The sequence below is a fragment of the Photorhabdus temperata genome (genome assembly GCF_025384845.1).
Taxonomy (GTDB): Bacteria; Pseudomonadota; Gammaproteobacteria; order Enterobacterales; family Enterobacteriaceae; genus Photorhabdus; species Photorhabdus temperata.
The window spans coordinates 36,222-51,456 of sequence record NZ_JAJAFX010000015.1 but is presented as its reverse complement, the minus strand read 5'-3'; the positions used below and the strand labels follow the sequence as shown (position 1 = coordinate 51,456).

The 15,235-nt window shown below is 44.8% G+C and carries 17 protein-coding genes; 7 read left to right on the top strand and 10 right to left on the bottom strand.

The genetic code is table 11. From position 1 onward, the window contains the following. The first annotated feature begins 2 nt into the window (after positions 1 to 2). Positions 3 to 629: a uracil phosphoribosyltransferase gene (gene upp / locus LGZ99_RS07910; protein ID WP_021325665.1), complete on the top strand. Its 627-nt coding sequence runs from the start codon at positions 3 to 5 to the stop codon at positions 627 to 629. Between the two features lie 68 nt (positions 630 to 697). Then, positions 698 to 2,002 (top strand): uracil permease, encoded by a 1,305-nt coding sequence (gene uraA, locus LGZ99_RS07905; RefSeq protein ID WP_036840570.1) that lies wholly within the window; start codon positions 698 to 700, stop codon positions 2,000 to 2,002. An 84-nt stretch (positions 2,003 to 2,086) separates the two neighbouring features. Here the strand turns inward: uraA and LGZ99_RS07900 are convergent, their stop codons facing one another. From LGZ99_RS07900 to LGZ99_RS07875, 6 genes are all read right to left on the bottom strand, one after another. Then, entirely contained in the window at positions 2,087 to 2,431 is a 345-nt protein-coding gene (locus LGZ99_RS07900) for a type II toxin-antitoxin system PemK/MazF family toxin (RefSeq protein ID WP_021325667.1), read from the bottom strand. Beyond that, a complete protein-coding gene (locus LGZ99_RS07895) occupies positions 2,431 to 2,679 on the bottom strand; it encodes an AbrB/MazE/SpoVT family DNA-binding domain-containing protein (protein ID WP_021325668.1) in 249 nt (82 codons plus the stop codon). Before LGZ99_RS07895 ends, LGZ99_RS07900 begins: the two co-directional genes overlap by 1 nt. Positions 2,680 to 3,114: 435 nt before the next feature. Then, entirely contained in the window at positions 3,115 to 4,419 is a 1,305-nt protein-coding gene (locus LGZ99_RS07890; RefSeq protein WP_036840572.1) for a 6-phospho-beta-glucosidase, read from the bottom strand. Then, on the bottom strand, positions 4,416 to 4,739 hold the full coding sequence (locus LGZ99_RS07885; RefSeq protein ID WP_023044809.1) for a PTS lactose/cellobiose transporter subunit IIA: 324 nt from the start codon (positions 4,737 to 4,739) through the stop codon (positions 4,416 to 4,418). Before LGZ99_RS07885 ends, LGZ99_RS07890 begins: the two co-directional genes overlap by 4 nt. Before the next feature lie 30 nt (positions 4,740 to 4,769). Further along, complete coding sequence (locus LGZ99_RS07880) at positions 4,770 to 6,086, bottom strand: PTS sugar transporter subunit IIC (protein ID WP_262979009.1); 1,317 nt, start codon at positions 6,084 to 6,086, stop codon at positions 4,770 to 4,772. Between the two features lie 28 nt (positions 6,087 to 6,114). Then, the gene (locus tag LGZ99_RS07875) at positions 6,115 to 6,420 is read right to left on the bottom strand and encodes a PTS sugar transporter subunit IIB (protein ID WP_021325670.1); all 306 of its coding nucleotides are present in this window, start codon (positions 6,418 to 6,420) and stop codon (positions 6,115 to 6,117) included. Between the two features lie 375 nt (positions 6,421 to 6,795). On the opposite strand from LGZ99_RS07875, the gene LGZ99_RS07870 reads away from it, so the two are divergent. From LGZ99_RS07870 to hda, 3 genes are all read left to right on the top strand, one after another. Then, on the top strand, positions 6,796 to 7,428 hold the full coding sequence (locus tag LGZ99_RS07870; protein ID WP_023044807.1) for a hypothetical protein: 633 nt from the start codon (positions 6,796 to 6,798) through the stop codon (positions 7,426 to 7,428). Between the two features lie 226 nt (positions 7,429 to 7,654). Next, entirely contained in the window at positions 7,655 to 8,824 is a 1,170-nt protein-coding gene (locus LGZ99_RS07865) for an RNA-guided endonuclease InsQ/TnpB family protein (RefSeq protein WP_262979008.1), read from the top strand. A gap of 251 nt (positions 8,825 to 9,075) precedes the next feature. After that, positions 9,076 to 9,783 carry a DnaA inactivator Hda gene (hda, locus tag LGZ99_RS07860; RefSeq protein WP_021324482.1) on the top strand — a complete coding sequence of 236 codons (708 nt, stop codon included), beginning with the start codon at positions 9,076 to 9,078 and terminating at the stop codon, positions 9,781 to 9,783. A 37-nt stretch (positions 9,784 to 9,820) separates the two neighbouring features. Here the strand turns inward: hda and arsC are convergent, their stop codons facing one another. Both arsC and bepA read right to left on the bottom strand, forming a co-directional pair. Further along, positions 9,821 to 10,177 (bottom strand): arsenate reductase (glutaredoxin), encoded by a 357-nt coding sequence (gene arsC / locus LGZ99_RS07855; protein WP_021324481.1) that lies wholly within the window; start codon positions 10,175 to 10,177, stop codon positions 9,821 to 9,823. A gap of 9 nt (positions 10,178 to 10,186) precedes the next feature. Beyond that, positions 10,187 to 11,650, bottom strand: a complete 1,464-nt coding sequence (gene bepA, locus LGZ99_RS07850; RefSeq protein ID WP_036837950.1) for a beta-barrel assembly-enhancing protease — start codon at positions 11,648 to 11,650, stop codon at positions 10,187 to 10,189. A gap of 136 nt (positions 11,651 to 11,786) precedes the next feature. Here bepA and LGZ99_RS07845 point away from each other — a divergent pair, with 136 nt between their 5' ends. Next, positions 11,787 to 12,866, top strand: coding sequence for an AI-2E family transporter (locus LGZ99_RS07845; protein ID WP_021324479.1), 1,080 nt, complete (start codon positions 11,787 to 11,789; stop codon positions 12,864 to 12,866). A gap of 157 nt (positions 12,867 to 13,023) precedes the next feature. On the opposite strand, the gene bcp is transcribed toward LGZ99_RS07845, so the two are convergent. Together bcp and LGZ99_RS07835 are read right to left on the bottom strand one after the other, a co-directional pair. After that, positions 13,024 to 13,494, bottom strand: a complete 471-nt coding sequence (bcp, locus tag LGZ99_RS07840) for a thioredoxin-dependent thiol peroxidase (protein WP_021324478.1) — start codon at positions 13,492 to 13,494, stop codon at positions 13,024 to 13,026. A gap of 26 nt (positions 13,495 to 13,520) precedes the next feature. Then, positions 13,521 to 14,066, bottom strand: coding sequence for a glycine cleavage system transcriptional repressor (locus tag LGZ99_RS07835; RefSeq protein ID WP_023045953.1), 546 nt, complete (start codon positions 14,064 to 14,066; stop codon positions 13,521 to 13,523). Positions 14,067 to 14,322: 256 nt separating this feature from the next. On the opposite strand from LGZ99_RS07835, the gene dapA reads away from it, so the two are divergent. Further along, positions 14,323 to 15,222: a 4-hydroxy-tetrahydrodipicolinate synthase gene (dapA, locus tag LGZ99_RS07830; RefSeq protein WP_036837952.1), complete on the top strand. Its 900-nt coding sequence runs from the start codon at positions 14,323 to 14,325 to the stop codon at positions 15,220 to 15,222. Positions 15,223 to 15,235 lie beyond the last annotated feature (13 nt).

The following is a 15,235-nucleotide window of genomic DNA, read 5'->3' as shown; positions in this document are numbered from 1 at the left end:
CCATGAAGATCGTTGAGGTGAACCACCCACTTGTTAAACATAAACTCGGCCTGATGCGAGCGAATGATATCAGCACCAAACGCTTTCGTGAACTGGCCGCAGAAGTCGGAAGCCTTCTGACTTATGAAGCCACCGCTGATTTAGAAACTGAAAAGGTCACTATTGATGGCTGGTGTGGCCCAGTAGCTGTTGAGCAGATTAAAGGTAAGAAAATAACCGTTGTGCCTATTCTGCGTGCGGGATTGGGTATGATGGATGGCGTATTGGAGAACGTACCAAGTGCCCGGATCAGTGTCGTAGGTGTGTATCGCGATGAACATACGTTAGAACCGGTCCCTTATTTCCAGAAACTTGCTTCTAATATTGATGAACGTCTGGCGCTGGTAGTTGATCCCATGCTGGCGACCGGCGGTTCCATGATTGCAACTATTGATTTACTGAAAAAAGCAAGCTGTCAGTCGATTAAAGTTCTGGTTTTGGTTGCGGCGCCTGAAGGTATTGCTGCACTGGAAAAAGCCCATCCTGATGTAGAACTGTATACCGCTTCTATTGATGAGAGACTCAATGAACAGGGGTACATTGTGCCCGGCCTGGGGGATGCAGGCGATAAAATATTTGGTACAAAATAATAAGTTAGCCGACTTTTGAGTCGGCTTTTTTTTGGTTCGTGATGCGATAATATGAAGAGGATAAACAAATGACCCGTCGCACTATTGGGGTAGATGAGCGGCCTTCACTTTTACAGACCATTCCACTGAGCTTCCAACATCTTTTTGCTATGTTTGGTGCAACGGTATTGGTGCCGATTCTGTTTAAAGTCAACCCGGCGACGATTCTGCTATTTAACGGAATTGGTACATTGTTATATCTGATTATCTGTAAGGGAAAAATTCCGGCGTATTTGGGATCGAGTTTCGCATTTATTTCACCGGTTTTATTGTTGTTGCCACTGGGGTATGAATTAGCGTTGGGCGGTTTTATCCTGTGTGGTGTGCTGTTCTGCCTGGTTTCATTGATTGTCAAAGTGGCGGGACGAGGCTGGATTAATGTGCTGTTTCCACCTGCGGCAATGGGGGCGATTGTTGCGGTTATCGGGCTGGAACTTGCAGGTGTTGCGGCTGATATGGCCGGTTTGCGTCCGGCAGAAGGCGCTGATGTTAATCCAACGACGCTGACAATTTCGCTGGTCACACTGGCGGTTACTGTTCTTGGCTCCGTAATGTTCCGTGGATTTCTGGCTATCATTCCGATTCTGATTGGGGTGTTGGTGGGTTACGCGCTGGCATTCCTGTTGGGAGAGGTTGACTTGACACCCGTGCGTGAAGCACCGTGGTTTGCATTGCCAACTTTCTACACGCCCCGTTTTGAATGGTTTGCCATAATGATGATCCTGCCTGCGGCACTGGTTGTCATCGCGGAACATGTTGGTCATTTGGTTGTTACGGCAAATATTGTGAAGAGAGATTTGTTGAAAGAACCCGGTTTATATCGTTCTATGTTCGCGAATGGTTTTTCAACTGTGATTTCCGGTTTCTTTGGTTCAACCCCTAATACGACTTATGGTGAAAATATTGGTGTGATGGCAATTACCAAAGTTTACAGCACCTGGGTTATTGGTGGCGCGGCGGTATTGGCGATTCTGCTCTCCTGTGTTGGTAAACTGGCGGCAGCAATTCAAGCCGTGCCTGTTCCGGTCATGGGCGGTGTTTCTCTGTTGCTTTATGGGGTTATCGGAGCATCAGGTATTCGGGTGCTGATTGATTCCAAAGTGGATTACAATAAAGCACAGAATCTAATTCTGACCTCCGTTATTCTTATTATTGGTGTCAGTGGCGCGAAAATAAGTATTGGCGTTGCTGAACTTAAAGGTATGGCGCTGGCAACTATTGTGGGTATTGGTATGAGTCTGATTTTCCGCTTGATTAGTATTATTCGTCCTGAAGAACAATATATTGAGTCTTCAATTGAATCTGTTAAGCGTGATAAGTCATTGAAGCAATAAATTCGATTCATTTCCCCGCTTTGAATGGTTTTAATCAGGGAGGGCGGGGATGGGTAAAATAATTTATCTTATCCGTGGAAGAGATTAAGGAAGCAGATGTTCACCACCAATGAGAGGAATCAGTTTTAGCAGAACTTCATCGTAAAGTCTGGGTTCTGACTTTGTGATAAATTTTACCTTGCGTTGCCGCCAGTCCAGAGTTTGGATCAAAGTTGTTGCCACGATGCAGCGCTGTTCCAGATTGGTGACAGGTACTTCTGTAGGTGCTCCTCTTATACTTGTGCTAATAGGGCAACAGATAACCAGTCCAGTCAGTCGATTATAAGTTTCATGTGAAAGTATGAGTGTTGGGCGATATTTACCAATTTCTTTGCCTTTTGTTGGTTCGAAATCAAGCCAGCAAATATCACCACGTCTAGGAACGAACATTAATAATTGAGCTCCTTGTCATTTGGAGTTGCCAGTTCGTCAGCGTGAGCAGTATAAGCAGATAAGCCATTTAATAAGTCAGACTCAGTCAATCGTTTCTTGACGGCTTTTTGAATAACTAATCCTTGTTCACTGATCTCAATGTCTACTGCATCACCTGCTTCAAAATTGGGTATTGTTTTAAGATTTCCTGATAGCCGCAGAGCAATGCTATTTCCCCATTTTTGCAAAATTGCTTGGGTGCGCATTTATATGCCTCCATAAATATCTCTATGTATATCCAGTGAGTATACATTAATCCACGTGAGTATCAATAAAGTAGATACAAAAGTAAGCAATTATTCAGAGTAAAGTTCGTTTCGCTCTCAATGAAAATTTAGGGGGAGGGGAGAATTCCGCAGTTTCGTTAAAAGGCATAGATTTTCCCAAAGTTTCAACATGTTGAAACTTTATATTTTCAGTATTCTTCAATCAATTGATTTCATAGCAGTATTATAATACAGACTTTCCTGTTCAAACTTAGCAGAAGAAATAAATGCGTGTTATGCCGCAAAAAAAGAGATTACAAGGACAGTTACGATTAAAAGATATCAGTATTAGTTTTTTGGTTACTAATAACTGATATCTCTTTAATTTTATGTTCGTTCTGGTTTCAGGTTATTCAACCAGGTACAAATTATTCATTAAAATTGCGGCAGATAATCACGATTTATCGCCAATACGTCATCCAAAAGCGGTGAAGCAATATCTACATCGGCAACCAGTGGGTTGGTGATCAATGCCCGCAGTGCCGCGTTGCGATCGCCATGAACTGCTGCTTCAATCGTCAAACGCTCGAAGGTTTTTATCTGTTGGGTCAGAGAGTACATACTGTCAGGCAGGCGGCCAAATGTCAGCGGGCGGGCACCCTCTGCATTAATGATACAGTTGGTTTCAATGACGGCATCGTCCGGCAGGCCGCGGATAGCACCGTGGTTAGGGGTATTAACCACCAGTTGGCTGCCAAGATTGTTGTGAATAGCGCACATCAGATCCAGTGCAACTTCAGAATAGAATGAGCCACCGCGGAAACTGAGCTGTTCTGGTTTGTGAGCAAGGTTTGGATCGGCATACAGTTCAAACAGCTCCTGTTCTACTTTCATGACTTGTTCTGCCCGTGTGCCTTGTTTGGCGGCGGCTTCGCGCTCTTCCTGCAACATGTTGCGGGTCTGATAGAAGTAGCGATGATAAGGGCAGGGGATTGCGCCTAATGCTCTGAGTAATGGCGGGGGCCAGGGGGATTCTTTAATGTTATTCATGGTTAATGCCACACCGTTGCATAACATATCAAGTACCCGATGCGTTTCATCCCGCCCTGAAACCAGTACTTGGTGTACCCAAACCATATGATTAAGCCCTGCAAAACGTAATTGTACATCTTGATAAGGGTGTTGCAGCATATTGGCAATCATATGGTGCATGGTGACCGGGACATTACACAGACCGATAATTTTTGCTTTGCTGTAACGGGAAACCGCTTCGGTGACGATCCCCGCCGGATTAGTGAAGTTAACAATCCATGCATCTGGCGCAAGTTGTTCAACTTTACGGGCGATATCCAGCAAAACGGGGATGGTACGCAGCGCCTTGGCAAATCCACCTACGCCTGTCGTTTCCTGACCGATTAAGCCATATTTCAGCCCTAGACGTTCATCCATAGCACGTGCCGGAAGCTGGCCGACACGCAATTGAGTCAAAATAAAACTGGCGCCGCGAATTGCATTATCCGGTGTGAAATGTACGCTGACGATAACGTGTTCCAGGCCATGACGGGCTAGCATACGACGGGTAAGTGCAGCGATAATTTCTACTTTCTGTTTTCCACCATCAATGTCAACTAATGCCAGTTCAGAGAGTGGAATGCTTTTGTTGCGTTGAATGAGTCCTTCTACTAACTCAGGTGTGTAGCTGCTACCGCCGCCGATAACGGCTATTTTGATTTGTTTCATATTTTTTCCTCCTGTGATGGCATCCGGCGGTAGAGTTCAATCATATCGCCGGCAAGATCCTGAATAACCATCGCGTTCATCAAATGATCCTGTGCATGTATAGTGATCAGATTGACAGGCAATTTACCGCTGCCTTCATCCAATCCGATGAGAGTAGTTTGAATGGCATGCGCCTCCTTGATTGCCTGTTGAGATTCAGCCATCAGTGTTTGTGAAGCTTGAAAGTCACCGTTTCTGGCATGTTGTAATGCCATCAGCGCATGGCTGCGTGCGCTCCCGGCATGAATCAGCAGTTCGACAACAGTTTGTTCCAAATCCATGTGTAAATCCTCCGAAGATTATGGCTAAGATTAAGTTTCTACGCGGGTGGATATCGTCTCTTCTTGCTGCTTATGTTCTTCATTGATTAATTGCTTTTCATAAACTTTGAAGAAGGGATACCAGATAAATAGATCGATTATCATCAACACGATAGCCAGCACTGCCGCACGGTAATCCCAGGCGGCGGAAAGCATTGCACCGAATGGGGCCGGCGTGGTCCAGGGAGAGATAGCGACCATTTTATGCACCAGATCAAGATGCAGGGTGCTGTAAGATAAGACTGCATTGACCAATGGCACAACCAATAGTGGAATTAATAGGGTTGGGTTCATAACAATCGGTGAACCAAATAACAGAGGTTCGTTAATGTTGAAAATAGCCGGAACTGCGCTCAGTTTTCCGATAGTACGCAAGTGTATAGAACGGCTGCGTAGGTAAAGAATAGCCAGAGCCAGGGTGGAGCCGGAGCCACCAAGACAGATATAAAATGACCAGTAGGGATCAGTGAGAATTTGGGTTGCAGCAGCTCCTTGAGCCATTAATGCCGCATTGGTGGCAATATTTGCCATAAATATGGGGCTCAACAGGACAGTAACAATGTTAGCGCCGTGAATACCGGCAAACCACAGCAGATTGGCAATCAGCACTGCCAGCATAATGGCTGGCAGTGTGTCACCGACGGAAATGAGGGGTTGAAAAATCTGCATGACGGCGGCTGGAATGAGCAGATTGAATTCACTCTGCAAGAGCAAACTGATAGGGTAAACCGTCAGCAGGATACCGGTGACCGGATATAAAAGTTCAAAGGAACGGGCAATCGCCGGTGGTACTTGTGCCGGCATACGGATGGTGATGTTGTATTTTTTTAATAAACGTGTCAGTTCAACTGACCAGATAGCGCAAATCAATGCGGTGAATACACCTGCTCCTCCGAGAAAATCGAGTGCTATTTTGTTTTCTATTTGTGGTGCTGCCGCTAATAAAAATGCCATTAGTGACAGTAAAGCAGAAGTTAATCCATCCAGACCGTAGGATTTAGCCAGGCTGTAGGCCGTGCCGACCGAAACAAATATGCTCATTAATCCCATGGTCATAAAGTAAGGCATGGTGATGGTATCCCAGTGAGTTTTAGCAAAGGACAACCAAGCCTGACCGAATGAGGATGAAGTTTGTGAATCAAATGGCGGGTTTGCCACAATTAACATGATACTGCCGATGAGTAAAAATGGCATGGCTGAGATAAAGCCGTCACGTATCGCACTAATATGTCGCTGATTACCGATTCGTCCTGCAAGCGGGACAATATGGCTTTCTATTACGCGTATGAAAGCAGTATAGAGGCTCATAGGGCACTCCGTATGATGATGAAGTTGATTATTCCAACAGGCTTAATGCCTTATCGAGAACTTTGTCACCACGGAGAGCGCCGTAATCCATCATGTCAATAATGTCTATCGGCTTGCCGAGTGGTTTGGCGATAGCGGAAAAATGAGCCAGCTGATGTCTTACTTGCGGGCCAAGTAAAACAACGTCGGCATCGGTTATCAGATGTTTTAATTCGATGGTAGAGGCGGCCTTGATCTCAATATCCAATGCTCGTTTTGTCACTTCTGCCTGCATACGTTGTACCAGCATGCTGGTGGACATGCCGGCAGAGCAACACAATAGGATTTTTTTCATTACTCAGCTTCCTGTTTATTATGTCAGTTGATAATGGGGTAGGCGGTAAATCAGAGCGCGCCCACTTCTTATTAAGATTAGCACTTATGTTAAATTTGTTGGGATTTTGTTGGCATATTAATCTGAATAGTGTGAGGAATAGCGATAGAATGTGAGCTTTGTTTGTATTGAACATAGCGTGAAAATGTCAGGTTGTACAGGGCGTTGCAGAGGGATTTCTTATTTCATGAAAATAGTGGATTGCTCGTTTTTACGTCAGCCGGACGTTGATTATTTATCATTTTGTTAATACACTGCGTATCAGATATGCCTAATGCCGAAGCAAAGAATTTCGGCTTTTTTTCAGAAGTGCTCCGACAACTGTTGGAGGAGACGATGAATAGTTATACAGTAAAAGAGAAGATGCCCGTTCTCATCCCAGAAGCAGATTTTAATATCAAGCTTAACATGACAGAGAAAAATGTAGAGCATACTCAGGCTTTCATTGAGCGTGGGGTGAAGGTTTTCTCTTTGCCTGGATTTGTTACACCACATGGTTATCGCTTATTAGCATCTGTTTCTGGCAATCAGTACAGATTAGTTACTGGCGCAGATAAGCCGGAAACGGTTTATGCTGTGAAAATGGAGTTTATGGAACACATTATTCCATCCAAAAACACATGCACACAGATACTTGTATGGCGTACAGTCCTTCCTCAGCATGATGGGGCTGTGAGAGGCTTACCACAAGAATTTTTCAGGTTCTTTCTTGAAAACTATTCTATTGTCGTGTCTGACAGTGAGCAGACATCAGATGGGCGCAGGTTCTGGGAACGTATGATTGCCTGGGCAATCAATGCTGATGGATATCATGTATATGTTTCTGATGGCACCATAGAGGAGCGTCCACTGAACTTGATTACATCATGGGATGATTTCTATATAACTTGGGCTGATTATTGTTGGGGCTATGACAAGGATTACCACTATCATCGCCTTTTTGTTATCAGTAAAGAACTATTACATTGATCCTTCTGAAAACTGACAAATCTCACCATCTGACTATTTCCTCTTAGATAGCATGAAATTAAAAACTTAGCAAAAACCGCCGTAAACCCTTGCCCAGTGCGGGCGGGGATATAAGGCGAAAAGCCCAAAGGGCTTTAAGGCGGGCTACTGCGACGTATCCTGACTGAATTAATATCTGCCGGTAAAACAGGCTAAAATGAATGCACTTTATCAATGAGCGCTGAATATGTTAAGAGCGACCAAAGTCCGCCTCTACCCCACACCCGAACAGGCCGAGTATCTTAATGGCCAGTTCGGTGCGGTCCGTTTTGCGTACAACAAGGCGCTGCACATTAAAAAGCAGGCTTACAAACGTCACGGCGTGAGTTTAAATCCGCGCAAAGACCTCAAACCGCTCCTGGCGGTCGCGAAGAAATCCCGCAAGTACGCCTGGCTCAAGGCATATGACGCTATCGCGTTACAGCAGGCGGTTATCAATCTGCATACTGCGTTTGATAATTTCTTCAATCCGAAGTTGTGCGCCCAATTTCCCACGTTCAAACGCAAACAGGGCAAGCAATCCAGCTATCACTGTGTTGGGGTGAAAGTGCGGGAGGGTGCGGTGAAGCTCCCGAAATTGTCACCGATAAAGGCGCGCATACACCGAGAAATTGCAGGGGACGTGAAGAGCATTACGCTGTCCCGAACCGCCACGGGAAAATATTTCGCCGCTATCCTGTGTGACGATGGAAAAGAGGCGCGGGAAAAGCCGGGCGTTATCACCCGCGTGACCGGTTGCGATAGGGGTTTGTCCCACTATCTTATCGAGTCGAATGGGGAGAAGGTCAATAACCCGCGTCACCTTATCAACGCCACCCGTAACCTGCGTCGAAAGCAGAAATCGCTGTCCCGCAAACAAAAGGGCAGTGCTAACCGCGGGAAGGCCCGATTACGTCTGGCGGCAGTCCATGAGCGGGTAGCCAATGCCCGCGCCGATTTTCAACACAAACTCTCTCGGACAAGGGTTGACGAAAACCAAGCGCTCATTGTTGAGACACTAAAATCGGCCAACATGATGAAGGATCACCGCATTGCCCGCGCTATCGGGGATGCGGGCTGGCATGGTTTCATTAAGAAACTGGAATACAAAGCCGCAGCAGCGGGCGTCCATCTGGTCAAACTGGATCAGTGGTTCGCCAGTTCGAAAACCTGTCATTGTTGCGGTCATAAAGAATCAGAAATGCCCTTAAGCCAGCGGTACTGGATGTGTCCAATGTGCCAAACGGAACATGATCGCGATATCAATGCGGCGCTCAACATCCAGCGCAAGGGCATAACAGCATTACAGGCGGCGGGACTCGTCGTTTCTGCCCACGGAGGCCAGTGTAAATCCGTCATAAAGACGGTTGCGGCCTGAGAAGTGGGAAGCCTCGCCGTTTTTTACGGCGGGGAGCAGTCACGTCTTTCCTGTTTTCGCATTCAGAATATTTCACCAGTGCTTGCAGATTGTTCTGTATTATGAATAAATATTGTGCATTTAAGGGGAGACTGAAATGGGTTTAACTTATTGAATCTAAAAAATAGTTTTTTTATTATTTATCTATACAGTTCATTTACAACTATTTTCTGTGATAAACTTGTTTGCGCTTGTTACCTGCTCTGTTTGAGGTGCTTCTGAACACACCATCGCAGCTTTCATTACCTTTATATCTTCCCGATGATGAAACTTTTGCCAGTTTCTTTCCGGGGGAAAACGCCACCCTGTTAGCTGCAATCAAATTGGCCATTAATCAGCCGCATGGCAGCTATATTTATTTTTGGTCCCGTGATAGTGGGGGACGAAGTCATTTGTTGCATGCCGCATGTGCTGAATTGTCCCTGAAAGATGAAGCTGTGGGCTATGTTCCGCTGGATAAACGTGCCTATTTTATCCCTGAGGTGCTTGATGGCATGGAACACTTATCACTGGTTTGTATCGATAATATCGAATGTATTGCTGGTGATGAAGAGTGGGAAATGGCGATTTTCAATCTTTATAATCGCATTCTGGAAATCGGTCGCACTTGTTTACTTATCAGTGGCGATCGTCCACCTCGTCAGATTGATCTTAGGTTACCTGATTTGGCTTCCCGTCTGGATTGGGGGCAAATTTATAAATTACAACCGCTTTCCGATGATGAGAAATTACAGGCTTTGCAACTGCGGGCAAAATTACGTGGGTTTGAGTTGCCGGAAGATGTGGGGCGCTTCTTACTGAAAAGATTAGACAGAGAAATGCGGACGCTGTTTATGACTTTGAATCAGTTAGATCACGCTTCGATCGTTGCCCAGCGCAAGCTGACGATTCCATTTGTGAAGGATATTCTGCATCTGTGACGATGATGGTGGTTTCACCATCATCATATCTACCGGATTAGCCAAGAATTTCTTTTACTTGTTCCGGTGGGCGCCCAAGCTTGGCTTTATCACCACAAACGACAATAGGACGCTCAATCAGTTTAGGATTGGCAACCATCACTTTCAGTAGATCGTGTTGAGTAAGTTTTTCATCGGCCAGATTCAACTCTTTGTATAGATCTTCTTTCGTTCGCATCAACTGGCGCGCATCATGAAAATCAAGCTGTTTTAACAGAACAGATAATTGTTCTACCGTGGGAGGGAGCTCCAGATAGAGAATAATTTGCGGCTTAATGCCTTGCTCTTCAATAAGAGCCAAAGTTTCACGGCTTTTAGAACAGCGGGGGTTATGATAAATGATCACTTGTTGCATGAAAGTTCCTTAACGTTTGTATTGATTGTAACGCTGTTGTAGCTGGCGTAACTGATCGATACGGGCATCATAACGTTCTTGATCATAACTACCTAATTTTACCAGGGCGCTGGCACTGCTGAGGTATTTAATGGCATTGTCAAACTGACCACGAAGTGCCATTTCTTCCGCATACGCCGATAATTCTTCATGGCGTTTGCCTTGTTGGGCAGCGGCTTCCGCCATCAGGTGCCAACCGTTTGGATCATCAGGATTATTGAACGTATAACGGTAGAGCAGCTTTGTAGCCTGCGGGTATTGCTTTGCGCGAATGAGCGCGTTTGCCAGATTAATCTGTAAGACCACATTGTCTTTTTGTTTCTGTAAGGCGTTCTGTAATCGGGTGATAGCCTGAGCCGTTCGGTTCTGTTCAATATCAATATCGGTCATTGTGTCGATAAACCAGAGGTTATCGGGTTGTTTTGCTAATAATGGTTCCAGAATAGCCCGCGCTTCAGTGTATTTTTTATCCTGAGAAAGTAAGATTGCCTGTCCATAAGCGGCGGCAAGTTGCTCTTTAACTGTGCCTTTACGGTAATTTTCCAAAATTTGTTCCAGATAGCCGCGTTGCTCCGTAGTGTACATTCCCATAATACGGACTCTGGCGAACAGAAAATCTTGAGATTGTGGAACACGCTTGGCGGGATATTGGTTAGCACGGTTACGGGCATCAGCAAGGCGGCTGTCAGGTAATGGGTGAGTCAGCAACATCTCTGGTGGTTTAGAACTGTAACGAGTCTGATCTGCCAGGATCTGCATAAAATCCGGCATGCCTTGGGGATCAAAACCCGCTTTGCGTAGCGTCTGCATACCAATGCGGTCAGCTTCCTGCTCATTGGATTGAGTAAAGCTGATCATACCTTGTTGGATACCGGCAAAAGTCCCGCTGAGTGCCGCCATTCCTGCTTGTGGGTTAGCCATCATCAACAGGATAGCGCCCAGAGCGCTTGCCCAAGCCAGCGGCGCGGTACGCTGTTGATCTTCCATCATTCGTGCCAGATGGCGCTGAGTGACGTGGGAAATTTCGTGGGCTATAACGGATGCCAGTTCGCTTTCATTACGGCTATAACGAAAAAGTGCGGCATGGAGCACAACGTTACCGCCAAAGAAAGCGTAAGCGTTGATATTCGGGTTATTGATCAGATAAAAGTGAAAAGGTGTTTTAACTGAATCTGCATTAGCCACCAACCTTTGTCCAAGGGTGTTGATATATTGTGTCAATAATGGGTCATAAATCAGCGGAGCGTTATCACGCATCTGGCGGACGTAAAAATCGCCCATTGCCAGTTCCTGATTGATGCTCAGGGTTGAACCTGCCGTGGTACCTATATCCGGCAATGAATCTTCAATAGAGGCGCTGAGAACAGGGGGACTTACTAGCAACAATGTACTGATTAATATTGCTGTCGGGGACTGTTTAGACATTATTTTCATAAAACAAAAATGCTCTCATTTAGCCATCGTTTTAGATAATACGTGTATGATGAACAAGGGTACCTTAAAATTAACCAATTAGTACAATTTTTAACAAAAATAGAAACATGAATATTGCTATCAAGGAGCCTGGTCAATGCTGGATATGATTATACAGTGGTATCGCCGTCGGTTTACTGATCCGCAAGTTATTGCGTTGTTTGTCATCCTCCTGGCAGGGTTTTGCATTATTTATTTTTTACATGGCATTTTGACGCCATTACTGGTGGCGATTGTTCTCGCTTATTTATTGGAATGGCCAACCGCCCAACTTGAGAAGCTGGGATGTTCGCGGACAGTCGCTGTTTGTATTGTGCTGATTATTTTTTCCGGGATCAGCTTGCTGGTTATTCTGATTGTGGCACCAACGGCATGGCAGCAGGGAATTAATCTGTTGTCAGATATGCCGAATATGCTTAACCGGTTTAATGAATATGCTCAAACACTACCGACCCGTTATCCGGCTTTGGTTGATGCCGGCATCATTGATATGATGGCCGAAAATCTGCGTAGTAAGATTTCAACAGCTGGGGAATCTGTGGTGAAGTTTTCGGTAGCTTCATTGATTGGTTTGCTGACATTAGCTATCTATCTGATTCTTGTGCCACTAATGGCCTTTTTCCTGCTGAAAGATAAAAACCAGATGCTGCAAGCGTTACAACGGGTTTTGCCACGTAACCGCATTTTAGCCGGGCAGGTATGGCGCGAGATGAATCAGCAAATCACTAACTATATTCGTGGTAAAGTGACGGAAATGGTGATTGTTGGTATCTGTACCTACGCTGTATTCGCATTTCTTGGGTTAGATTATTCGTTGTTGCTTGCTGTTCTGGTTGGGCTGTCAGTGTTAATTCCTTATGTGGGAGCGGTGATTGTCACCATCCCTGTTGTATTGGTTGCTTTATTTCAATGGGGCGTCGGGACAGATTTCTGGACCGTGGTTATTGCTTATTTGGTTGTTCAGGGGCTGGATGGCAATTTACTGGTGCCGATTTTGTTCTCTGAAGCAGTAAACTTGCATCCGCTGGTGATTATTCTTTCTGTGATTACTTTTGGTGGCTTATGGGGATTTTGGGGCATATTCTTTGCTATTCCGCTGGCGACGCTGATTAAAGCCGTTATTCATGCATGGCCGGAGGAGATGGTTATAACAGAAGACGATGAAATAAAAGAATAAATCTATTTTTAATATGAAAATGGACTTTGTATTTATCTCTGGGTTAATGCCGGTTATTCGTTATTAGGGCAAGTACGGGATGGAAATCTTCCCTTGTACTTGCCCTTGGTATCTTGAGTTGCTGAATGAGTACGATTAATTTTTTAGCGGTTTTTTATTAAGGATGTTGTTTCAGATAATCCACCACGATCTGATGGTGATCACTGGTCTTAAATTTATCAAAAACATGCTCAATATTACCTTTGGCATCAATCAGAAAACTGATACGGTGGATACCATCATAGGTTTTCCCCATAAACTGCTTTTCACCCCAGACACCAAATTGCTCAGCAATTCGATGATCCTCATCGGACAACAATGTGAAGTTCAGCATTTCTTTCTCCACAAAGCGTGACAGTTTACTTGGGTTATCAGTACTGATGCCTAATACCTCAACACCTGACTCCTTTAATGTATCCATTTCATCGCGCAGACCACAGGCTTGTACAGTACAACCAGGAGTCATTGCCTTAGGGTAAAAATAAACTAAAACACGCTGACCTTCGAAATCAGACAAGTTGATTGTTTCTCCATCTTGGTCAGGAAGGCTGAATTGAGGGGCCTTATCACCGGCTTTCAATGGGCTCATCACGTATTCTCCGTTTAATCTTTCTGCTAAAGTGGTTCAAGAATACTAATATTGCCTTGTGCATTTAGATCTGTACATAGCTTATTAAACGCCTGCTTAATAATTATGCCGTCATCATCTAATAGACTGTGAGCGGTAATCTGGATTTGTAGTCGGGCAGGGATATCATCTTCTGGTGACTGTGTTTTTGATACCAGTTCAGCAATATTAAAATCCTGCGTGGTAAACAGATTGGTAAACTGCTCAACAATACCGGGTGAATCATCAACATCAACCTTGACAGAAACCGTAGAAGGAAATGTTGTATGATCATCACATCTTGTACGTTTCATGATGAGAAGAAGATCCAGTTCGGCCCCTTTCTGTGGCAGCGAAGATTCAATCATGGTGATAGCGTTCCAGCTACCGGAAAGCAGCATAATGAAGGTGAATTCCTCACCAAACATCGCTAAGCGGCTGTCTTCAATATTACAACCACATTCACTCACAAGACGAGTGATCGTGTTGACGATACCAGGACGGTCAGCACCTAAAGCGGTTATAACGAGAAAATGTTGTTCTGATTGCGGCAAAGTCACTTTTCCTTCTCTGCTGTAGTTTATTTAAGGTAAACACAAAAAGGGTATACTGCCAAGGTCAATCGTATCAAAGTTGCTCTATTGTTCTCATTCCCCACCTTTGAATTTCAATAAATTACTTCGGTTATCACTTCTTTTTAATGGAGGTTATCCGGTATTAACAAAATTCATTGAAATCCTGTGTTAAATAGTTTCCTTCTGTATGACTAGAAAGTACCATTGAACTCTTGTTTGTATAGGGGGGTATGTAATGTCTAGCGGGAGCTTTGAATTTACAGGCAGTATTGTTGCGCTGGTAACACCAATGGATGCGAATGGTCGTGTTGATAAGACCAGTTTGAAAAAGTTAATTGATTACCATGTTGCCAGTGGTACATCAGCGATCGTTTCGGTAGGAACAACCGGAGAGTCTGCCACACTGAGTCACGATGAGCACGGTGATGTTGTTTTGACAACGGTGGAACTGGCCGACGGACGTATTCCGGTCATCGCCGGAACAGGCGCCAATGCGACTGCTGAGGCAATATCTCTGACGAAACGTTTTGAAAACAGTGGTGTTGTTGGTTGCCTGACGGTAACGCCTTATTATAATAAGCCATCGCAGGAAGGTTTATATCAGCATTTTAAAACGATTGCTGAAAATACTGATTTGCCACAAATTCTGTATAATGTGCCCTCCCGTACCGGGTGTGATCTGTTGCCGCCAACTGTAGCGCGTTTGGCGAAGATTAAAAATATTGTCGCAATTAAAGAAGCTACAGGGAACTTAAGTCGTGTCAGTCAAATCCAAGAGTTAGTTAATGATGATAGCTTCATCTTGTTGAGTGGTGATGATGCAAGTGGGTTGGATTTTATCCAGCTGGGTGGTAAAGGGGTAATTTCTGTTACTGCAAACATTGCGGCTGCTGAAGTGGCTGAATTTTGTAAGTTGGCGTTGAGCGGCCAGTTTGCCGAAGCGCGTAAACTGAATAACCGCCTGATGGATTTACACCATCAACTCTTTGTTGAACCTAACCCAATTCCAGTCAAATGGGTATGTTACAAACTGGGGCTGATTGCTGATGACACGCTGCGTCTGCCGATGACGCCATTGACAGGTGCAGGAAAAGTCTCAGTCGAAAAAGCCTTGAAAACGGCCGGATTACTGTAAAATTTAGGGAATT